This window comes from Nocardia sp. NPDC047648, from assembly GCF_040642815.1.
GTDB lineage: Bacteria > Actinomycetota > Actinomycetes > Mycobacteriales > Mycobacteriaceae > Nocardia > Nocardia gamkensis.
This window is the reverse complement of sequence record NZ_JBEYSX010000012.1, coordinates 116990-137325: the sequence shown is the minus strand read 5'-3', so window position 1 is coordinate 137325 and position 20336 is coordinate 116990. Positions and strand designations below refer to the sequence as shown.

General features: G+C 68.9%; 19 protein-coding genes. 5 read left to right on the top strand and 14 right to left on the bottom strand.

Annotation, left to right across the window (positions count from 1 at the left end; translation table 11 throughout):
* Positions 1-2: 2 nt before the first annotated feature.
* From ABZ803_RS24365 to ABZ803_RS24340, 6 genes are all read right to left on the bottom strand, one after another.
* Entirely contained in the window at positions 3-1025 is a 1023-nt protein-coding gene (locus ABZ803_RS24365; RefSeq protein WP_357042354.1) for an MCE family protein, read from the bottom strand.
* Positions 1022-2203: an MCE family protein gene (locus tag ABZ803_RS24360; protein WP_357042351.1), complete on the bottom strand. Its 1182-nt coding sequence runs from the start codon at positions 2201-2203 to the stop codon at positions 1022-1024. The genes ABZ803_RS24365 and ABZ803_RS24360 overlap by 4 nt, the downstream gene beginning before the upstream one ends.
* Before the next feature lie 21 nt (positions 2204-2224).
* The gene (locus ABZ803_RS24355; protein ID WP_085994802.1) at positions 2225-3073 is read right to left on the bottom strand and encodes an ABC transporter permease; all 849 of its coding nucleotides are present in this window, start codon (positions 3071-3073) and stop codon (positions 2225-2227) included.
* A gap of 10 nt (positions 3074-3083) precedes the next feature.
* Positions 3084-3824, bottom strand: a complete 741-nt coding sequence (locus ABZ803_RS24350; protein WP_246349709.1) for an ABC transporter permease — start codon at positions 3822-3824, stop codon at positions 3084-3086.
* 204 nt (positions 3825-4028) lie between these two features.
* The gene (locus ABZ803_RS24345) at positions 4029-4535 is read right to left on the bottom strand and encodes a hypothetical protein (protein ID WP_062972079.1); all 507 of its coding nucleotides are present in this window, start codon (positions 4533-4535) and stop codon (positions 4029-4031) included.
* On the bottom strand, positions 4532-5143 hold the full coding sequence (locus tag ABZ803_RS24340; RefSeq protein WP_062972211.1) for a TetR/AcrR family transcriptional regulator: 612 nt from the start codon (positions 5141-5143) through the stop codon (positions 4532-4534). The genes ABZ803_RS24345 and ABZ803_RS24340 overlap by 4 nt, the downstream gene beginning before the upstream one ends.
* A 461-nt stretch (positions 5144-5604) precedes the next feature.
* Between ABZ803_RS24340 and ABZ803_RS24335 the strand changes: the two genes are divergently transcribed.
* The 5 genes from ABZ803_RS24335 (at position 5605) to ABZ803_RS24315 (ending at position 12661) form a co-directional block, all read left to right on the top strand.
* Complete coding sequence (locus ABZ803_RS24335; RefSeq protein WP_357042346.1) at positions 5605-6777, top strand: amidohydrolase family protein; 1173 nt, start codon at positions 5605-5607, stop codon at positions 6775-6777.
* Positions 6774-8009: a Xaa-Pro peptidase family protein gene (locus ABZ803_RS24330; protein ID WP_357042343.1), complete on the top strand. Its 1236-nt coding sequence runs from the start codon at positions 6774-6776 to the stop codon at positions 8007-8009. The genes ABZ803_RS24335 and ABZ803_RS24330 overlap by 4 nt, the downstream gene beginning before the upstream one ends.
* Positions 7999-9123, top strand: a complete 1125-nt coding sequence (locus ABZ803_RS24325) for a M24 family metallopeptidase (RefSeq protein ID WP_357042340.1) — start codon at positions 7999-8001, stop codon at positions 9121-9123. The genes ABZ803_RS24330 and ABZ803_RS24325 overlap by 11 nt, the downstream gene beginning before the upstream one ends.
* Positions 9124-9214: 91 nt before the next feature.
* Positions 9215-10174, top strand: coding sequence for an enoyl-CoA hydratase/isomerase family protein (locus tag ABZ803_RS24320; protein WP_357042337.1), 960 nt, complete (start codon positions 9215-9217; stop codon positions 10172-10174).
* A gap of 36 nt (positions 10175-10210) precedes the next feature.
* The gene (locus ABZ803_RS24315; RefSeq protein WP_357042335.1) at positions 10211-12661 is read left to right on the top strand and encodes a CoA transferase; all 2451 of its coding nucleotides are present in this window, start codon (positions 10211-10213) and stop codon (positions 12659-12661) included.
* A gap of 219 nt (positions 12662-12880) precedes the next feature.
* Here ABZ803_RS24315 and ABZ803_RS24310 read toward each other — a convergent pair whose 3' ends face one another.
* The 8 genes from ABZ803_RS24310 to ABZ803_RS24275 all read right to left on the bottom strand — a co-directional run bounded on the left by ABZ803_RS24310 (position 12881) and on the right by ABZ803_RS24275 (position 20327).
* Positions 12881-14083, bottom strand: a complete 1203-nt coding sequence (locus ABZ803_RS24310) for a cytochrome P450 (protein ID WP_357042332.1) — start codon at positions 14081-14083, stop codon at positions 12881-12883.
* Between the two features lie 88 nt (positions 14084-14171).
* Positions 14172-15410, bottom strand: coding sequence for a cytochrome P450 (locus tag ABZ803_RS24305; protein ID WP_357042329.1), 1239 nt, complete (start codon positions 15408-15410; stop codon positions 14172-14174).
* 47 nt (positions 15411-15457) lie between these two features.
* Complete coding sequence (locus ABZ803_RS24300; protein ID WP_043701659.1) at positions 15458-15652, bottom strand: ferredoxin; 195 nt, start codon at positions 15650-15652, stop codon at positions 15458-15460.
* A 14-nt stretch (positions 15653-15666) separates the two neighbouring features.
* The gene (locus tag ABZ803_RS24295) at positions 15667-16869 is read right to left on the bottom strand and encodes an FAD/NAD(P)-binding oxidoreductase (protein ID WP_357042326.1); all 1203 of its coding nucleotides are present in this window, start codon (positions 16867-16869) and stop codon (positions 15667-15669) included.
* Positions 16866-17705: an SDR family oxidoreductase gene (locus ABZ803_RS24290; protein ID WP_357042323.1), complete on the bottom strand. Its 840-nt coding sequence runs from the start codon at positions 17703-17705 to the stop codon at positions 16866-16868. The genes ABZ803_RS24295 and ABZ803_RS24290 overlap by 4 nt, the downstream gene beginning before the upstream one ends.
* Positions 17702-18541 (bottom strand): alpha/beta fold hydrolase, encoded by an 840-nt coding sequence (locus ABZ803_RS24285; RefSeq protein WP_357042320.1) that lies wholly within the window; start codon positions 18539-18541, stop codon positions 17702-17704. The genes ABZ803_RS24290 and ABZ803_RS24285 overlap by 4 nt, the downstream gene beginning before the upstream one ends.
* Positions 18538-19716: a 3,4-dihydroxy-2-butanone-4-phosphate synthase gene (locus ABZ803_RS24280; protein WP_357042317.1), complete on the bottom strand. Its 1179-nt coding sequence runs from the start codon at positions 19714-19716 to the stop codon at positions 18538-18540. The genes ABZ803_RS24285 and ABZ803_RS24280 overlap by 4 nt, the downstream gene beginning before the upstream one ends.
* Positions 19713-20327, bottom strand: a complete 615-nt coding sequence (locus tag ABZ803_RS24275; RefSeq protein ID WP_051174726.1) for an NAD(P)H-dependent oxidoreductase — start codon at positions 20325-20327, stop codon at positions 19713-19715. Before ABZ803_RS24275 ends, ABZ803_RS24280 begins: the two co-directional genes overlap by 4 nt.
* Positions 20328-20336 lie beyond the last annotated feature (9 nt).

Below are 20336 nucleotides of genomic sequence, written 5' to 3'. Positions count from 1 at the left end.
GGCTATCCGCTGCACCTTCCGGTTTCCTGCTTGATCCAGGGCAGCACCGCCACCTGCCCCGAGTCGTCGGTCACCCGGACCGTGACCGCGCAGATGTAGTACTGGACGAAGTTGCCGTAGGCGCCGGTGCGCACCAGTTTGCGGAAGTTGCCCGGGGCTCGCTGCAAGGCGTCGTCGAGCAGCCGCTTGTCCTGGTCGACCAGCGGAGCCAGCCGCGCGAGCTGGTCGACAGTGCCTGCCAGCGGCGGCCGGGCCCCGGTCAGCAGATCGGCGATGGTCGCGGTGCCGTTGTCCAGGGCGTCGATCGCCGCGGCGATCGGATCGCGATCCTCGGACAAGTGCGTGACGAGCTGTTCGAGCCGGTCGATGGTGCCCGCGAACTGGTCGCCGTCTTTCGCCAGCGTCGCCATGACGGTGCCGAGGTGGTCGATCAACTGCTCGATCACCTCGGTGTGGCCGGCGAGCGCGGTGGTGAACGCCGAGGTGCGCGACAGCAGCGAGTCGAGCGTGCCCTCCTTGCCCTGGAAGATCTCCAGCAACGACCAGGTCAGCGCGTTCACCTCGCGGGCGTCCAAGCCCTGGATCACCGGCTTCAAGCCGCCGAGCAGCAGGTCGAGGTCGAGCGCGGGCGAGGTCCGCTCGACCGGGATCTCGGTGCCCGCGGGCAGGATTCCGGCCGGTCCGGCGGTGTCGGACAATTCCAGATAGCGGTCGCCGACGAGGTTGAGATACCGGACGGCCACCGCCGTGCCGTTCGTCAGCGCGACGCCGCGCTCCGCGTCGAAACTCACCCTGACCCTGTGGTCGTCACGCAACGACACCCGCCGGACCGTGCCCACCTCCACGCCGGCGATCCGGACGGTGTCGCCGGGACGCAGCCCGGACGAGTCGGTGAACACCGCCGCGTACTCCACGCGCGATCCGCTGCGGAATTGGCCGAACACGAGCAGCAGGAATCCGGACAGCACGAGCATGACCGCCGCGAACACACCGAATTTCAGCAACGGCGAAGTGCGCGGGCTCATCGCGGACCGCCGTTCCCCGATCGCCCGGCGTAGGGGCCGAACAACGCCTGCGGCAGGTTGCCGACGTTCAGCTGCACGGTCTGGTTTCCCTCCTCGAAGGGGTTGGCGCCGACATCGGCGACGACGAACGGCGGCCGCCCCTCGTACGGGACCGGCAGCACCGAGCACTGCGGACCGCCCGTGGCGGCCACCTTCGGCAGATTGCGCGGATACCGGTACGGTTCGGTGCCGAACAGGAAGTTCGCCGACAGGCCGAGTCCTGGCACATCGACCGGTTTCGATCGCGACAACCACCCGAGACCGTCGAGCGCGCAGGTCAGCGCCTCGTGGTATTCGTCGGTGAGCGTGGTGGTCGGCACCAGAGCCGTCAGCGCGCTGTCCAGCGCGGCGTGGTTGTCGGCGAGCACCGGAGTTCCGGTGTCCGACAAGCCGATCAGTCCGATCAGCAGGGCGTCGAGATTGTGTTGTTCGTCCACGATCGTCCGGCTGATCGCACTCGCGTTGCGTGCGGTCTCCAGCAACGGGCCGGTCGCGTCGGCATAGGTGTTCAACACCGGCGGCGCCATGGCGAGATCCGCGCGCAGCGCGGGCAGTCCCGGCTCCAGCCGGGCGAGGAAGCTTTCCAGGTCGCCGAGCATCAGGCCCAGTTTGTCGCCGCGTCCGCCGGTGGCATCGGCGAGCGCGCCGAGTGTCTCGTTGAGTTTCTCCGGCTCGATGCGCCCGAGCACCGTGGTCAGTTGCTGGAACACGGTGTTGATCTCCACCGTGACGTGCTCGGCGTCGAGCACCTGTCCGGCCCGCATCGCCTGCGCCGCGGGATGTTCCGGCGGGACGAGCTGCACGAATTTCGCGCCGAACACCGTCGTGGAGGCGATGTCGACCCGCACATCGGCGGGAATGAGGTGCAGCTGCCCGGCATCGATCGCCAGCCGGATCGACGCGAGCCCGTCGGCGCGTTCGCCGATCGACTCGACCTTGCCCACCGTGACCCCGCGCATCTTGACGTCGGCGTCCGGATACATCACCAGTCCGGCGCGCGGCGACAGCACGGTCACCGGCACGGTGTCGGCGAATCCGCCGTTGAACATGGTCACGCTCAGGCCGATCACCGCGATTCCCAGGGCGATCGAGGCGAGCCCGGCGGCGGGGCGCGCCGTCGCCAGGGCGAGCGACTTCATCGTCGACAACATCGGCACCTCTCAACCGGACAGATCGAAGTTTCCGTTGGCGCCGTAGACCGCCAGCGACACCAGCAGCGTCACCGACACGACTCCGATCAGCGACGTCCGCACGGCGTTTCCCACCGCGATGCCGACACCGGACGGTCCCCCGCTGGCGAAGTAACCGAAGTAGGTGTGGATCAACAGGATCGTCAAGGCCATCAGGATCGCTTGCAGGAACGACCACACCAGGTCGATGGGATTCAGGAAGGTCCCGAAGTAGTGGTCGTACAACCCCGCGGACTGACCGAGTAGCACGACGGTGGTCACCCTGCTCGCGATGAACGAGGCGATGACCGCGAGGGCGTAGAGCGGGACGATCGCGATCATGCCCGCGACGATCCTGGTGCCGACGAGGTACGGGATGGGTTCGATCGCCAGCGATTCGAGCGCGTCGATCTCCTCGTTGATCCGCATCGCGCCCAGCTGCGCGGTGGCCCCGGCGCCGAAGGTCGCCGCCAGTCCGATGCCCGCGACCACCGGCGCCGAGATGCGCACGTTGATGAACGCCGACAGGAAGCCGGTCAGCGCTTCGATGCCGATGTTGCCCAGCGAGCTGTAGCCCTGGACGGCGAGGGTGCCGCCGGTGGCCAAGGTGAGGAATCCGACGATCACCACCGTTCCGCCGAACACCGCCAGCGCGCCGGAGCCCATGCTGATCTCGGCGATGAGCCGGACGGTCTCACGACGGTAGTGCCAGGCCCCGAACGGCGCGTACACCAGCGCCTTCACGTAGAAGACGGCATGGTCGCCGATCCGTCCGAGCGCCTGGTACGGCCGCCGGATGCGCCGAATGGTCTTGGGGTAGCGCGCGATCAGAGTCACCAGCGCCGCTCCTTCATCGCACGGTCATCTGGATGCCGATCGCCGTGACGACGACATTGATCACGAACAGGGACATGAAGGCGTAGACCACGGTCTCGTTGACCGCGTTGCCGACGGCCTTGGCCCCGCCGGTCACGATCAAGCCCCGGTAGCAGGCGACGAGCCCGGCCACCAGACCGAACAGCAGAGCCTTGACCGAGGAGATGACCACCTCGTCGATCCCGGTGAGCAGCGTGATCCCCGCGGCGAAAGCGCCCGGATTCACGTCCTGGACATAGACGGAGAACACGTAGCCCCCGATCACGCCGATGATGCACACCAGGTTGTTCAGCAGGAACGCCACCAGGCCGGAGGCCAGCATCCGAGGCGTCACGAGTCGTTGCACCGGATCGATGCCCAGCACCTGCATCGCCGCGATCTCCTCGCGGATGGTGCGGGAGCCGAGGTCGGCGCACATCGCCGTCGCGCCGGACCCGGCGACGATCAGCACCGTGACCATCGGACCCACCTGGGTCACCGCGCCGAACGCGGCGCCCGCGCCGCTGAGATCCGCGGCGCCGAGTTCACGCAGCAGGATGTTGAGCGTGAAGCTCACCAACACCGTGAACGGGATCGCCACGAGCAGCGTCGGCACCAGCGAGACCCGCACGATGAACCACGACTGTTCGAGGAATTCCCTGGTCTGGAACGGTCTTCGGAACAAGAACCGCACCGCGTCCGCCGACATGGCGAACAGCCCTCCGACGGCCTGCATCGGACCCGCCGCAGCCCGAGTGATCGTGCTGCGCAGCTCGTGTCCCGGTAGCAGGCGGTGACGCCTCCGCGTCGTATCGGCCTCGGACTGCATTAATCACCCTCTCGGTGGTGGAAAATGCCATTCTCATATATGCATACGGTGACACAGCTCATATGAGAATTCAATACGCGGAGGAGGGTCGGCGCAGACGGAGAGCGGGGGTCAGCCGACGGGACTGAGGTCGGCGCCGATCGGAGGGAACGCCGACAGCCCACTGCGGAAGACCTCGGTGGTGCCGACCGAGGCGGCCGGAACCGCCGCCGCGGTCAGCGCCTGAGCTTTGAACGCTTGCGCGGCCACACTGAGCCGGTGCAGCACCGGATCGACCCGATGCTCCGGCGGCGACGGCCAGCCCTCACCCCAGACCACCACCTGAACGCCACCGTCGTCCAGGGCCTTCAACAGCCCCCGGCGCGCCCGGCGATCACATTCGCAGACGTCGGCGGCGACGGCGAGCGCGTGCGGCTGACGTCCCTGCCCCCGCGAGGCGAGTACCTGCTCGAGCTCCAGCACCTCCGCGCCGAGGATGCGCAGCGGCCGCGTATCCGACAGGTCGGCGACCAGCACCGTGACGTCCCATCCGGCGACGGAGCGGTCGAACAGCCAGCCGCCTGCGTGTTCGACGACATCGACGACGCTGGTCGCGACGACGTCGAGCCGGTATCTCATCGTTCCCCATCCGGCGCGAAGTCGCGGGCCAGTGACCTGGTGTACTCGTGGAACACCTCGGCCAGCGGGATCGAGTGGTCGAGCATCCATGAGATCTCCATTCCATTGATGAAAGCGACGATTTCCACGGCCCGGATGTCAGGATCGAAATCGGGCCGGAACCGTCCGATCTCCTGGTTGCGACGGATCACGTCGGCGACGATGCCGACGGCCACCTTCCAACGGTCGAGCAGGCGCTCGTGCAGGGGAGCCTCGGGCAGCAGGTTCTCCACCAGCAGTACTACGAAGGTGCCCACCAGTTCGGGTGAGCGCTGGATACGGTCGGCGACCTTGCGGATCTCCGAGAACAGGTCTCCGGTCACGTCGGCTTCGCGGGCGTCGTCGGCGTCGCGGGCGTCGAGCACGGCGTGCAGGAGTTGCTCCTTGGACGGGAAATGGTGCAGCAGACCGGCCGGACTCACACCCGCTTCGCGGGCGATCTGCGCCAGTGTCGTACTGCGCCAACCGTTTCGGGTGAGCAGTCGCTGAGCGACGGCGAGGATGCGCTGCCTGCGGTCTTCACCTTTGGCCAGCAGGGAGGCATAGGGACGAGGAGTGGTCACGGGAATCCCTGTTTCGATCAAACCTAGTGAACACACAGTAGGTTGGTTTTGCCGATGTGACAAGGGTCTCAGGACGACCGTTCCGAGCTCCCTGGAAACGCCCCTCTCTCGCAGCGCTGGAGTTCGACGCCGAAGGCGGCCGACTCCGCCCATCCATGGACGCCCTCCGACCAGTTCCCTTCTCACCACACTGAGCGGTAATCACATTCTCGCTGCTGAAGACGCATTTCATGCCGCTTAACAATGGAATGGGTAGGTCACCTTCTCTGATTGTGATAACGTCATTCCCACGACGGAGCCGCAGCGATCCGAGCTGGATCGCCGCCGCGCGGGTCGTCGCGAGCCCGGCCACCGAAGCCGGGCGGATCCGCGGCCGCGGTCCACACGCCGCCGCCGAAGTCCGCGTTCGCCACCCCGCCGACGTGACCGCGGTTCCGTGCAGCGAACAGATCCATGGGAGGGTCAAGATGTCGGTTCCGACCAGCAGTGCCTCGTTGTACCCGCCCGGCGGATTCGGTCCGCCGAAAGATCGCCGCGGCCACGCCGAGGGCTCGGTGGGCCTGCCGCCCGGCACCGAGGTGTTCTCGGCGGACAACCACATCTCGCTGGCGCACGACATCTTCTACGAGCGATTCCCGGAATCGCTGAAGGACCGCGCCCCGCGGGTGTGGTACGAGGACGGCGCCTACCAGCTGGGCCGCAAGGGCAGGTCGTTCCTGCCCGGCGACTTCAGCCACGTACTGATGCAGTACGACCCGCTGGACGGATCCGGCAGCGCCAACCTGGAGGCACGCATCGCCGATCTGCGCGCCGACGGCATCGCCAAGGAACTCGCGTTCCCCAACGCCCTGCTCGCGCTGCTGTTCTACCCGGACAAGGAGATTCGAGAGCTCTCCTTCCGGGTGTACAACGCCTACATCGCGGAGTTGCAGGAGCAGTCCGGCGGCACCTTCTACGGCGTCGGGCTGATCAACTGGTGGGACGCCGACGGCGCGCGCCGCACCCTCGCGGAACTGAAGTCGCTGGGACTCAGGACTTTCCTGCTGCCGCTGTCGGCGGGCAAGGACGACGAGGGCAACGTCATCGACTACGCGAGCACCGCGATGATCCCGGTGTGGGACGCGATCGAGGCGTCCGGTGTGCCGGTCTCCCACCACATCGGTGAGTCGCCGCTGTCGAGCCCCTGCGAGGTGAACAGTGTCGCCGTCGGCATGATGCACAACGTCGCCCCGTTCCGTGAGCTGTTCTCCAAGTACATCTTCAGCGGCATCATCGACCGGCATCCCGGTCTCAGCATCGGCTGGTTCGAGGGCGGGGTGAACTGGGTGCCTTCGGCGATCCAGGACGCCGAGCACATGCTGGCCTCCTTCCAGCACATGCTCGATCGTCCGGTCGAGCACGACGTGCGCCACTACTGGGACAACCACATGCGCGCGTCGTTCATGGTGGACCCGCTCGGCCTGTCGCTGATCGACCACATCGGCCGCGACCGGGTCATGTGGTCGTCGGACTACCCGCACAACGAGAGCACCTTCGGTTACTCGGAGAAGTCCCTGGAAGCCGTCGTGCAGGCCGTCGGCGCGGAGGACGCCGCCCGGATCGTCAGCGGCAACGTGACGGAATTCCTGGGTCTGTCATGACGTCGTCCCCCGTCACGGCCACCTCGTCCGTCGAGATCCCCGAGGTACCGGATCGCGCCCGCATGCGGCGCGACACCGGAGCGCGGCTGCGATCGGTCATGGCCGAGCAGGGCGTCGACGCGCTGATCCTGCTGAACAACAGCAACGTCGTGTATTCGACCGGGGCGAACTGGCCGCTCGGCGACGCCGGGCTCGCCCACGTCGAGCGGCCCGTCGCCGTGGTGGTGGCGGGCGATCCGTGGCCGCACCTGTTCCTGCCCTTTCGGGAAGGAGCGTCGGCGGAGTCGGATCTTCCCGCCGATCACCTGCACGGACCCGTCTACCTCGAATTCGACGAAGGCGTGGCGGCTTTCGCGCGGCTGATCGACGATCTCGTTCCGGCCGGGTCGGCCATCGCGGTGGACGAGTGCACCGGCGCCATGCTGCGCGCGCGGTCCACGCTGTTCCCCGGGGGCCCTCCGCCGGACGCCGCCACCGTGATCGGCGCCGCGAAACTGATCAAGACGCCCGACGAGATCGCCTGCATCCGCACCGCGTGCCGGATCACCGAGCAGGCCATGGTCGACGTACAGGCGGCGCTGGCGCCCGGGCGCAGGCAGATCGACCTGTCGGCGAGCTTCGTGCGCCGGGCCTTCGAGCTGGGCGCCACCGCCACCATGCTCGACGCCATCTGGCAGGTCATGCCGGAGACCAAGGCCGACGGCGTCTGGACCACGCACGGTGATCTCGCCCTCCCGCTGCTGACCACCGAACGAGAACTGGCCGCGGGCGACGTGCTCTGGACCGATGTCAGCATCACCTACGGCGGCTACTGCTCCGATTTCGGCCGCACCTGGACGGTGGGCACCGAGCCCGACGCACGCCAGCAGCGGCAGTTCGAGCGCTGGCGGGAGATCCTCACGGCGGTGCTGGACGTGACCCGGGCCGGCGCCACCGCGGCCGACCTCGCCCGGGCGGCGATCGCCGCCAACGGCGGCGCCAAGCCGTGGCTGCCGCATTTCTACCTGGGACACGGAATCGGCGTGAGCGCCGCCGAGATGCCGATGATCGGCACCGATCTCGGCGACGAGTTCGACGAGAACTTCGTGTTCGAACCCAACATGGTGCTGGTTCTGGAGCCGGTCGTCTGGGAGGACGGCACCGGCGGCTACCGAAGCGAGGAAATCATCCTGATCACCGAGGAGGGCTGGACGGCCCTCACCGACTATCCCTATGCCCCCTATGGCCATTGAGGTCGTGCCGGACGATCGCGCCCTGCGACATGGGCGGCGCGATCGTGCCCTGGCACAGATGCAAGCCCATGATCTGGACGTCCTCGTTCTCGGACGTCAGGCCAACGCCCGCTACGTATCGGGCACACCGCAACTGTGGGTCGCGGGCACCCGCCCCTTCGGCCCGGTGGCGACGGTGGTGCGCCGCACGCGCGCGGTGCATCTGCTGAGCACCTGGGACGAAGGCGTGCCCGACGACATCCCGCACGAGCACCTGTACGGCATCGCGTGGAACCCGGTGAACACCATCGCCGTGCTGCGCGGCATCGAGGGAGCCGCCACCGCGCGGCGGGTCGGCACCGACGCGCTGTCACCCACCTTCGCGAAACTGCTGCCGACCGCCTTCCCCGGCGCCGAATTGGTGGACGGTGAGCTCGCGATGCGCGCCGCGCGCCGCATCAAGACCGCCCACGAGGTGGAGGTCCTGCGCGGGACACTCCGGATCGCCGAGACCGGCCTGTCCGCGGCGGTGGCCCGGCTCGCGCCGGAGGTCACCGAACAGGCGCTGATCGGTGCGCTGCTGGAAGCGATGACCGCAGGCGGCGTCAGCACCCCCGCGTCGCAGGACTCGGCCTGGGTGACCTCACGGGAGCACCCGTGGCGGCGGGCGGGCGCGGACCGGCGCGTGCGATCGGGCGATCTGGTGGCCTTCTCCTCCGGTGTCCTCGGTGAGGGCTACATCGGCGAGGTGGGCCGCACCTGGCCGGTCGGCGGCGAAGGCGGCGACGACGTCCGCAAGCTGTACCGGCGCTGGGACGGATTGTGGGCGCGCCTGATCGAGGCCTGCCGTCCCGGATCGGCGGGCACCGATCTGCTCGCCGCCTACGAGACCGCGGGCGAACCGCTGCCGCCGATGCCGGTGGCGCGTGGACTCGGCATGGGTTTCGATCCGCCGGTGGTGACCTCCCAGCTGCGGGCGAGCGCCGAGGCCGAGCGCCTGGAACCGGGCATGGTGCTGGCCGTCACCGCGTATGTGTGGGAATCGGGTGTCGGGGCGGTGTTCGGACGCGACGCGGTGCTGATCACCGAGGACGGCGCCGAGGTGCTCACCGTCGCTCCGCACTGGGAGCACTAGGGTTCGGCGCTCCGGAACCGCCGGAGCACCGAACAACCGTGTCCGGCACGAGGTTCCGGACACATTTCGACTTCGGCAAAGGAGCCCGCCCATGCCCGGTACCGAGCAGCCCTCGGCGGAGGAGATCATCCGCTACGAGAAGGACCCGGAGACCCGGATCGCGACCATCACGTTCGACCGGCCCGACCATCTCAACGCGCCCACCATCGCGGCGCGCCTGCGCTACGCCGACCTGTTGCACCGCGCGAACGTCGACGACGAGGTGAAGGTGCTCGTCGTGCGCGGCGCGGGCGACGATCTGGGCACCGGAGCCGACCTCCCCGAGTTCATGGCGGTGCAGAACGCGCCGACCCAGGGTCCGCGGTTGAGCGAGTACAAGATCGGCGAGGACGAGGTGCGGTATCCCCCCAAGGAGTCCTTCCGGCACGGCGCCACGATCAGCCAGTGGTACGCCAATGCCCAAGCCGGTTGCCGCAGCCTGCAGGAGTTCAAGAAGATCAGCATCCTGGAGGTGAAGGGCTACTGCTACGGCTGGCACTTCTACCAGGCCGCCGACGCCGACCTGGTGATCTCCTCCGACGACGCCCTCTTCGGTCATCCGTCCTTCCGGTACTACGGCTGGGGACCGCGGATGTGGACGTGGGCGCAGACCATGGGCCTGCGCCGGTTCCAGGAGATGGTCTTCACCGGCCGGGCGTTCACGGCGCGGGAGATGTACGAGTGCAACTTCCTGAACAAGGTCGTGCCCCGCGCGGAGCTCGAGGCCGAGACCGAGAAGTACGCGCGGGCCTGTGCGCGCAACCGGCCCACCGACACGGTCTTCATGCAGAAGGTCTTCTTCGAGGTGATGAAGCAGCACCAAGGCGAGTACATGGGCAGCTTGCTGAGCGGGTTCTTCGAGTCGATGGGCGGCCACATCCACGCCGACGACGACGAACTCATGCTGGACAACGCCTTCGACGGCGGGCTCAACAACTCGGTCAAGGACAACGACGCGCAGTTCCCGCCGGAGTTCCGGCTCAGCAAGTCGGGCCGCGAGAAGCAGGTCTGAGTCCGCCGCGCGCCGGGGATCGGAACGGTGAGGGTCATGGCATCGAAGGAATCCGCAAGCAGCGCCGAACGCCCCGTCGAGCCGCCGTTGCGCGGATGCGTGGTGGTCGACCTCTCCTGCGGGATCGCCGGTGCGTATTGCACCAAAATACTGGCCGACGGCGGCGCGGAGGTGGTCACAATCGAAGCGCCGGAGGGGAATCCGCTACGGCGCTGGTCGGCCTCGCACACCGAACTCGCCCCCGGCTCCGACGGCGCGCTGTTCGCTTTCCTGGCCTGTTCGAAGAAGAGTGTGGTGGCCGACCCGGGCGCGCCCGCCGACCTGGAACTCGTCGACGGTCTGCTGGCCTCGGCCGACATCGTGGTGTGGTCGCCGGGGTCGCGGCTCACCGAGCATCCGCGGTTCACCGCCGCCGCGCTGCGGCGCACGCACCGGCACCTCGTGGTCACCGCGATCACCCCCTTCGGTCTCGACGGGCCGTGGCACGATCGCCCGGCCACCGAGTTCACCCTGCAGGCCTGGTCCGGCGGCATCGTCGGGCTCGGCCGGGGTGCGCCGGACCGCGCTCCGGTGCACGTGGGCGGCCGGATCGGTGAGTGGTTCGCCGGCGCCTACGCCTGCGCGGCCACCATGACCTCGCGGCTGCGCACGCTCGGAACCGGCGCCGGCGAACTAGTCGACCTGTCCGTGCTGGAAACCCAGATCCTCGGGCTCACCTATTTCCCGGTCTCGTTCTTCGACGCCCTCGGACGACCGTTCCGCACGGAACGACGGCGCAGCGTGCCCGGGGTCGCGACCGCCGCCGACGGCCTGGTGGCGGTGGGCTGCGGCACCGCGCAGCAGTGGTTCGACCTGTGCGCGATGGTGGGGCATCCGGAGTGGATCGAGGAAGACCCCAACCCCGCGATCACCCAGCGGGCCAACGAGAAAGCACTGGAGATCTTCGCCTGGATGGCCGAGCAGCCCGCCGAGGTGATCCGCGACCTGGCGACGGCCTTCCGCATTCCCAACGGTCCCGTGGTCAACGGGGCCGACGCGCCCACCATGGATCATCATGTGGCGCGCAAGTTCTTCACGGTCAACCCCCGGGACGGCTTCGTCCAGCCCGGCCCGCCGTACCGCACCCGGCCCACGCTGCTGCGCGACCCGCAACCCGCTCCCCGGCTCGGTGAACACACCGAGGAGTACCGAGCCCGGCGCCGCGAGCGCGCGAGCACAGCCCGTGTCGGCGTGCCGGATCCGTTGCCGTTCCGTGAACTTCGCGTCCTGGACCTCACGACGTTCTGGGCAGGACCGTCGTGCACCCACTTCCTCGCCATGCTCGGCGCGGAGGTCATCCATGTGGAGTCGGCCGGGCGACCCGACGGCACCCGCCTCATCGCGGGCGTGCCGCCGACCGAAGATCAATGGTGGGAGAAGTCCCCGATCTTCTCCGGACTCAACACCGGCAAGAAGAGCCTCACGCTGGACTTCCGTTCCGAGCGAGGGCGGGATCTGCTGAAGCGGCTGGCCGCCACATGCGATGTGATCGTCGAGAACTACACGCCGCGCGTCCTGGAACAGATCGGCCTGGACTACCCGGCCGTGCGGGAACGGCGCCCGGACACGATCATGGTCCGGATGCCGGGATTCGGCCTCGACGGTCCCTGGCGCGACAACCCCGCCTTCGCGTACGTCATCGAGGACACATCCGGCTTGACCTGGCTGACCGGTTACCCGGACCAGAACCCCGTGGAGCCCTACTCCATCGGTGATCCCAATGCGGGCGTGCACGCGCTCAACGCCCTGCTGCTGGCCTTGGAACACCGGCGGCGCACCGGTCAGGGAGTGCTGGTGGAGGCCGCTATGGTCGAGGCCGCGCTCAACGTGGCCGCCGAGCAAGTGATCGAATACTCCGCCTACGGCGCGCTGCTGGAGCGGGACGGCAACCGCGGCCCCTGCGCGGCGCCACAGAACCTCTATCGAGCGGCGGGAATGGACGAATTCGGCCGGGAGGATTGCTGGGTGGCGATCGCGGTCGCCACCGACGCGCAGTGGCGGCGATTGCGCGAAGCGCTCGGCACCCCGTTCTGGGCCTTGGATCCCGAACTCTCCTCCGCACCGGGGCGCCGCCGCAGGCACGACCTGATCGACGAGCGGCTCGCCGAATGGTGCGCGCAGCGCGACAGCGACGAGATCGTCCGCGTCCTCTGGAATGCCGGTGTCCCGGTCGCGAAGGTCATGCAGCCGCATCGTCAGACCGAACTGCCCCAGCTGCGATTCCGTGAGTTCTTCGAGCCGGTCGCCCACCCCGTCGCCCAGACGGCCGGACACAGCACGGTGCCGTTCCGGTCCTCGGCCGGTCCGCGGCGCTACCACCGGACGCACGCGCCCCTGCTCGGCGAGCACAACACGGAACTGCTCACCGCCCTCGGCCTGAGCGAGACGGAGATCCGCGCGCTGGAGGCCGACGGCGTCATCGGAGGCTTTCCCGCCGTCGCGCGGTGAATGCGGCGCGGATGACACCCATCGTCGCGATGCGGCTGTGCGCGGCGTGCGGCATCACCGACTGCGAGCCGGAACCGGTACCGCGGCAGCGAACCCGAGTCCCGCGGCCGCCGCGGCCGGCTCGCTGATCTTCGGTCCGGGTCTCCCCTCCATCACCCGGGCGCCCGCGGAATCCCTGTGGGTGCACCCGCATCCGCCACGCGCGGCACCGGAACCGGTTCAGGAGGTTAACGCGGGCAACGTTTCCCAGCCGCGGACGGTCGAGGTGGGCGACAGCTTCGCGTTCGCCAGGTCCACCTCCCACTCGGGGAATCGCGCGAGGATCTCCTCGAGCGCGATCCGTCCCTCCAGGCGAGCCAGCGCCGATCCGAGGCAGTAGTGCGTGCCGACACTGAAGGAGAGGTGCTGGCGGGTGTCGCGGTGGATGTCGAAAACATCGCCGTCCGGCGGGAATTGCCGGTGATCCCGGTTGGCGGCGCCGATGAGCATCATCATGGCGCTGCCCTCCGGCACGGTCCGGCCGTGCACTTCGACATCGCGGGTCACATACCGCGCCACATGCGGCGCGGGTGGTTCGAAGCGCAGCAGCTCTTCGATGGCGTTCGGAATCAACCGCGGGTTCGCCACGAGCTCGCGGCGCTGGTCCGGATGCTCCGCGAGAACCTTGCCCGCCCAGCCGATCAGCCGGGTCGTTGTCTCGTTGCCCGCGCCGGAGACCACGTTCACGTACGTGAGCAACTCCTCGCGGCGCAGCTTGCGCACGGCGCCGGTCTCGTCCTCGAACTCCACGTTGAGCAGCTCGGTCATGATGTCGTCGGAGGGATGCTCGGCCCGCCAGTCGATGTAGGCGGCGAAGATGTCGCCGCCGGCCATGCCCTCGGAGGCGGCCTTCATCGGCTTGCCCTCCTCGGTCCGCATCTGCTCGTTCGCGAAATCGCGGATGGCCTCCTGATCCTCCTCCGGGATGCCGAGCAGCATGCCGATGGTGCGCATCGGCATCTGCGCGCCGATGTCGGCGATGAAGTCCAGTCGTCCGGTACCGACGTGCGGATCGAGACTGCGCGCGCAGAACTCACGGATCTTGTCCTCCAGCGCGCGGATCTTGCGCGGGGTGAACATGCGCGACAGCAGGCTGCGGTGGATGTCGTGGATCGGCGGATCCTCGAAGATCAGCACGCCGGAGGGAATCTCGATGTTCGCTTTGATCAGTTCGATGATCGCACCGCGCGCGGAGCTGTAGGTGTCCTTGTCCAGCAACGCCGCGTTGACATCCGCGTGGCGACTGACCGCGTAGAAGTCGTGCTTCTCGTTGTAGTACAGCGGCATGTCCTCGCGGAGCCGTTTGAACATCGGATAGGGATCGGCATTGAGATCGACGTCGTACGGGTCGTAGTAGACGTCGCTGGCCGCGCTTGTGGTCACAGGGGTTCGCCTCTTCTCTTTCTTGGAGATTGAAATTCTCAGTGGCCCGTCAGGAAACCTTGCGGCCGAGCGCATTCGGCTCGACGCCCTACCAGCTCACCGGCAGCTCGTACAACCCGTAGGCGAGCCGGTCGTGCTTGAACTGGACTTCCTCGAACGGAATCGCCAAGCGCAGCGTGGGAATGCGCCGGACCAGCGTCCGGAAGACGATCTGCAGTTCGGCCCGGGCGAGCTGCTGTCCGACGCACTGGTGCGGGCCGAAGCCGAACCCGAGGTGCTGACCGGCGGGCCTGCGCAGATCCAGCCGATCCGGCTGCTCCCATGCCTTTTCGTCCCAGTTGGCCGGCGCGAGGTCGAAGATCAGGCCGTCTCCGGCCCGGACGGTCTCCCCCGCGATCTCGATGTCCTCGATCGCGACGCGCCGCTGTCCGTTCTGGATGATGCTGAGGTACCGCAACAGCTCCTCGACCGCGTTGACGACGATCTTCGGATCGTCGGTATCGCGCAACAGGGCGAACTGATCGGGGTTGCGCATCAGGGCCAGGGCTCCGAGCGAGATCATGTTGGCGCTCGTCTCGTGGCCCGCGATCAGCAGGCCGGTCCCCAGTTGGGCGGCCTCCTTCATATCGATCTCCCCGGCGCGCACCCGCTCCGCGATATCGGACACCACATCCTCGGCGGGGCTTTCCAGCTTCTTCTTCACCAGGTCGACCAGATACCGCGCCAGCCCCGCGCGCCCCTCGGCGGCCTGCTCCTTGGTCGCGTACCGGTCGACGTTGACGGTGGCGTGCTTCTGGAAGAACTCGTGGTCCTCGTAGGGCACGCCGAGCATCTCGCTGATCATCAGCGTCGGCACCGGCAGCGCCAGCGCCTCGACCAGGTCGGCGGGTTGCGGCCCGGCCAGCAGCCGGTCGATGTGCTCGTCGGTGATCTGCTCGATGACCGGCCGCAGCGCTTCCACCCGCTTGAAGGTGAACGGCTTGGTGAGCATCCGCCGGTACCGGCTGTGCTCCTCGCCGTCGGTGGTGAACAGCGACTTCGGCCTGCTGTCCACGATCGCCGCCATGCCCTCGTTCCAGTGCGGGAAGCCGGGCCGATGATCGTCCACGCTGACCCTCGGATCCGACATCAAGGTCTTGAATTCGGCATATCCGGTGACCAGCCAGGGGGTGCTGCCGTCCCAGATGCGGACGCGGTTGAGCGGCTTGCCCCGGCCCAGCCGCAACGCCTCGGGCGGCGGGGCGAACGGGCATCCGGCCGACCTGGGCATGGGATAGTCGGGGACCTCAGTGGCGGCGGTGGTCGTATCGGTCAATGCTTCGGACACTGTTCACTCCTGAGTGATCGGGTGCGGGAGAACCGCGGGATGCCGGTTCATTCCTCGATGTGGATGGCCATGGCCGGGCAGACCGCCGCGGCCTGGCGCACATCCTCGGCGAGTTCGTCCGGCGGGTTCTCGTCGAGCAGGACGACGATGCCGTCCTCGTCGCGCTGATCGAACACGTCGGCCGCGTGCATGACGCAATGCCCGGCCGCGACGCATTTGACTTGATCGACAGTCACTTTCATCGGGACCTTCTTTCCTACGGGGAGTGAGCGGGGGTCGGGGGCGAGGCGAGCAGGGCATGCGCGTCGGCCACCTGCTGCCGCTGGATCCTGGCCTGCTTGGGCATGTTCCAGCCCAGCACCGCGGTGACGCCCCCGCCTCGCTCGAAGCGCGCGACGAATCGGCCGTCGTCCGGGTCGCCGTCGACGATGGTGGCCGGCGCGTCGGCCGTGATCGTCCCGTACACCTGGATCTTGGTGCCGAATTGATCGCTCCAGAAGTACGGAATCGGCTGATACGCCCGCCCGGCGCCGAGGATGTTCGCCGCGACCACCCCTGCTTGTTCGGTCGCGTTGGTGCGGTTCTCCAACCGGAGGGTCGTCCGCAGTGCGGGATGGTGCCACCGGGCGACGTCGCCGACGGCGTAAATCCCGTCGGCGGCGCGGCAGCACGCATCGCAGACCACACCGTCGGCGAGGGAAAGCCCGCTGCCGACCAGCCATTCGGTGGCGGGCACCGCCCCGATCGCGACCACCACCAGGTCCGCGGGCAACGTCTCGGACGTCTCCAGGACGACGCCGGTGACTTCGCCGTCGCGGTCGGTGAGACCGGAGACGCCGACGCCGAGCCGCAGGCGGACTCCGTTGCCGGTGTGCAGATCGGCGAGCAGGTCCGCCGCCGGAACGCCGAGCTGCGCCGCCATCGGGGCGCGCTGCGGACCCGTCATCGTGACGTCGTGGCCGGATTGCCGTGCGGTGGCGGCGATTTCCGCGCCGAGCACACCCTCGCCCACCACGACCACACGCGCACGGGCCGCCAGGTCGTCGCGCAGCGTGAGCGCGTCGTCGAGCGTGCGCAGTACGTGGACGCCGCGTAGGCCGGGCGGCGCGGGCAGCCTTCGCGGTCGCGCTCCGGTGGCGATCACGATGTTCTCGGCCGTCACCGCGCCGGTCGCCGTGTGCACGGTGCGGGTGGCGGCGTCCAGGGCGAGGGCAGGCGAACCGAGGACGACGTCGATGTCGAGTTCGGCCAGCAGGCGCGGCGCACGCAGGAGAGTGCGCTCGGGCCGCCAGGCGCCGGAGAGGATCTGCTTGGACAGCGGCGGGCGATCGTAGGGCAGGTGCGGCTCGGCGCCCAGCAATGTGATGCGGTCGCGGTACCCGCCTCGCCGCAGCGCCTCCACGGTGGCCAGGCCCGCGGCCGAGGCTCCGACGACGAGGACTCCGGTGCGGCGGGTCATCGCGGGCCCGCCGCGACGGACTGCTCCGCCGGCTTCTTGCGCGGTTTCAGGGGTTTACCCGCGACCGTGCCGCCGTCCACCGGCAACATCGTGCCGGTGACGTACCCCGATCGGTCGCTGCCGAAATACACAGCGACCTCCGCGACATCCTCGGGCGTGCCCTCGCGCGGCAGCGGTCGGTCGGCCTGCATGGACTCGCGCATCGCCTTGGTGAACCGCTCGCCGTGCTCGGCCGACATCGTCGCCGCCGAGGAGGCGAGCAGCGAAGTCGGTATATTGCCGGGCGCGATGCAGTTGACGCGAATGCCGAACTGCGCCAGCTCGATCGCCGCCGATTTGGTGAAGTGCACGACCGCCGCCTTGGACGCCCGGTAGCTCTGCACTCCCCCGCCGGCCTGGATGCCGCCGACCGAGGACACGTTGACGATCGAGCCGCCGCCGTTGTCGGCCATATGCCGGGCCGCGAAGCGGGTGCCCGCCATGACGCCGAGCAGGTTCACGCCGAGCACCCGGTGGAAGTCGGCGAGATCGTCGTGCAGCAGGCTCCTGTGCATCGTGCCGGAGATGCCCGCGTTGTTGCACATCACGTCCAGTCCGCCGAAGGTCCGCACCGCGCGGTCCACGAGCCGCTCGACCTGCGCCGGATCGGCGACGTCGATCTGCTCGAAGATCGCCGCCGCGCCGTAGCCGGCCACCGACGCCGCGCCGCGTTCGGAATCGACGTCGGCGACCACGACGCGGGCGCCTTCGGCGACGAACCGCGCCACGATCGCACTGCCGATACCCGACGCGCCGCCGGTGACGACGGCGACCTTGCCCGCCAATTCGTCGGTCATGCCATATTTCCTTTCGTCAGCTCACCGAGGAATGCCGGCAGCAGGTCGTTGACGACCTCGGGCTGCTCGATCTGGGGACAGTGCCCCGCATTCGCCACGGCGACGGAACGTCCGTCCGGGATGCGCGCGGCGATGTCCGCCGACCAGCCCGCGGGCAGCAACTTGTCGCAGGCGCCCTCGACGAGGAGGACGGGCACGCGGATGCGCTCGTAGGCCCGCTCACTCGACGGGGCGGGCGGCGCCTGCGCCCCCGGACGGCGAAACCGCGCGGCCGCCAACGCCTCCCACGCACCGGGGGCGATGCTCGATTCGTATCGTCTGCGCACATAGTCCTCGTCGGCCGGGTACGACTCCGCGTGGAACAGCGCCCGGACGATGGCTCGCATCCCGGACAGCGTGGCGTCGTAGTCGTAGAGCGCTCGCATGTGCTCGTTGCGCTGGATCTCCCCGCCCCCGCAGATCGCCACCAGGCTGCGCATCGGGAGCTTCGGCGCCGTCGCGGTCGCGTCGACCAGCAGGTTGATCGCGCCCATGGAATTGCCGACGAAGTGCGCCGACTCGACGCCGAGGATCGCGAGGAAGCGTGCGATGTGCCGGATCCGCAGACCGCGGCCGTCGTTGAAGTCGATCACTTTCGTCGACCCGCCGAAGCCGAGCATGTCCGGGGCGAGCACCCGGTAGCGCGCGGCGAGGGCGTCGATGGTGTGCTCCCAGCCCAGTTCCGCGCAGGCGCCGAACTCGCCGCCGTGCAGCAGCACCACCGGTTCGCCCACTCCCGCTTCCAGGTAGGCGGTTGTGCAGCCGTCCACCACGACGGTTCTGCGCTGCGCGATCACGAGACGCTTCCTATCCGGTCGATGTGCGGCGGCGCGAGAGTCATGGCGCCTCGGTGGCCGTCCGACAACGGAATTCGTTCGACGATGCGCACCTGCTCCGGTTCGGCGGCGGTGTCGACCGCATCGCCGAGCAACCGGACTTCGCGCAACCCGAGTTCCTCGAGAATGTCGAAGGCCGATCGGACGTCGCTGTGGTCGGCGGAATGCGCCTGCGAACACCGGTTTTCGGCATCCGGGCGGCAAGCGCGCAAGGTATCCCGCACGGCGGTGCTGCGCGCGCGGATGTAGACGAGCACGCCGCTGCCGGACCGCGCGATGCGATCCAGTGCGTGATCGAGTTCGGCCCGGCATCCGCAGTGCCGGGAGCCGAAGACGTCACCGGCGAGGCATTCGAAGCGCAGGCATACCAGCGGCGCGAGGTCCGCCGTCGGATCGCCGTGCACGAACGCGACGTGTTCGCGATCCAGTCCGTCGGTGAATCCGATCGCACGGAACTCCCCCATCGGCAGCGGAATCCGAGCGACGCCGCGTCGGCGCACCCGGCACAGCTCGCGGCGGCGGTAGGCGACCAGGTCATCGATCGACACCACCGGCAACCCGTGTTCGCGACCGAGGTCGAGCAGTTCGATCCGCCCGGCCTGTTCCCCGTCGGCGCCGCAGACCTCGCACAGCACGCCCACGGGCGCCATTCCGGCCAGCTCGGCCAAGTCGACCGCGGCCTCCGGGGACGCGGGCACCGACAGCACACCATCGGCGGCGCAGCCGAGCGGGAAGACGTGTCCGGGCCGGGTGAACGTGCTCGGTGTGCTCGCCGGGTCGGCGAGCGCGCGAATCGTGTGGGCGCGGTGGGAGGCACGGACGCCGCCCGCCTCGGTTCCGGCCAGGCCCACCGACACCCGGAACAGCTCGCGGCCCGGCCCGGTGGAGGTCGGATCGGCAGGCGGTATCCCGAGCGCGTCCAGCGCCGCCGAGCGCATCGATACGTGGATGAGCCCGCATCCGATGGTGGTCATGGCCTTGGCCGCTTCGGCTGTCATGCGTTGCGCCGCCATCACCAGATCGCCCCGGCACCCACCGTCCGCCTCGCCGAGGACGAGGATCATCCGCCCGTCTCGGAGGGCGGCCGTCGCCTGGGCCACCCTGGCCCGGGCCGCCTGCCGGGGCGAGGTCGTCATGCGCGGGCCCCGCCAGCCGGGGCGAAGGTCAGCACCTGCGTGGCGAGCAGCTCGAGCTGAGCGCTGACCGTCTCGTCGGTCAGCCTGCCCTCGGCATCCCAGATCGGCTCCGCGGAATTGATCGCGACGCCGAGCGGAGTCGGCCACGCGCGCAACGCGTGACCGATCACCCGCAACTGTCCGAGCGTTCCCACGGCGGCCTGCCAGCCGTAGGCGCAGGTGATGCAGCCCCACGGTTTGTTGTCCAGGTACACCGTCGCGTCCCCGCGCAGATCCTCGATGTAGTCGAGGGCGTTCTTCACCAGGCCGGAGACGCCGCCGTGGTAGCCGGGCGAGCCGATCACCACCGCGTCCGCGCCGCGCAGCGCCTCCACCAGCGCGGTCGCTCGCTCGGTGCGGACCGGGTCGTGCGGGTTGTACATCGGCAGGTTGATCTCCTCGCCGCAGAACAGCGCGGTGCGCCCGCCGTGGCGTTCCACCGCCGCCAGGCAGTGCCGCAGCGCTTGCTCCGTCGACGAACCCGCCCGCAGCGTGCCGCCGATGCCGACGACGAACGGCCGCCCGTCACCGGCCACCTCGGGGGCGGTCGCACTTCTCGCGCCTGCGGTCATGACCGATAC

Excerpts from the sequence above, each read along its gene's own strand:
- ABZ803_RS24325 (WP_357042340.1), top strand. The coding sequence starts at position 7,999 with ATGGCCATTGAGGTCGTGCCGGACGATCGCGCCCTGCGACATGGGCGG.
- ABZ803_RS24345 (WP_062972079.1), bottom strand. The coding sequence starts at position 4,535 with ATGAGATACCGGCTCGACGTCGTCGCGACCAGCGTCGTCGATGTCGTC.
- ABZ803_RS24365 (WP_357042354.1), bottom strand. The coding sequence starts at position 1,025 with ATGAGCCCGCGCACTTCGCCGTTGCTGAAATTCGGTGTGTTCGCGGCG.
- ABZ803_RS24315 (WP_357042335.1), top strand. The coding sequence starts at position 10,211 with ATGGCATCGAAGGAATCCGCAAGCAGCGCCGAACGCCCCGTCGAGCCG.
- ABZ803_RS24320 (WP_357042337.1), top strand. The coding sequence starts at position 9,215 with ATGCCCGGTACCGAGCAGCCCTCGGCGGAGGAGATCATCCGCTACGAG.
- ABZ803_RS24295 (WP_357042326.1), bottom strand. The coding sequence starts at position 16,869 with ATGACCCGCCGCACCGGAGTCCTCGTCGTCGGAGCCTCGGCCGCGGGC.
- ABZ803_RS24275 (WP_051174726.1), bottom strand. The coding sequence starts at position 20,327 with ATGACCGCAGGCGCGAGAAGTGCGACCGCCCCCGAGGTGGCCGGTGAC.
- ABZ803_RS24335 (WP_357042346.1), top strand. The coding sequence starts at position 5,605 with ATGTCGGTTCCGACCAGCAGTGCCTCGTTGTACCCGCCCGGCGGATTC.
- ABZ803_RS24290 (WP_357042323.1), bottom strand. The coding sequence starts at position 17,705 with ATGACCGACGAATTGGCGGGCAAGGTCGCCGTCGTCACCGGCGGCGCG.
- ABZ803_RS24300 (WP_043701659.1), bottom strand. The coding sequence starts at position 15,652 with ATGAAAGTGACTGTCGATCAAGTCAAATGCGTCGCGGCCGGGCATTGC.
- ABZ803_RS24360 (WP_357042351.1), bottom strand. The coding sequence starts at position 2,203 with ATGAAGTCGCTCGCCCTGGCGACGGCGCGCCCCGCCGCCGGGCTCGCC.
- ABZ803_RS24280 (WP_357042317.1), bottom strand. The coding sequence starts at position 19,716 with ATGACGACCTCGCCCCGGCAGGCGGCCCGGGCCAGGGTGGCCCAGGCG.
- ABZ803_RS24350 (WP_246349709.1), bottom strand. The coding sequence starts at position 3,824 with ATGCAGGCCGTCGGAGGGCTGTTCGCCATGTCGGCGGACGCGGTGCGG.
- ABZ803_RS24330 (WP_357042343.1), top strand. The coding sequence starts at position 6,774 with ATGACGTCGTCCCCCGTCACGGCCACCTCGTCCGTCGAGATCCCCGAG.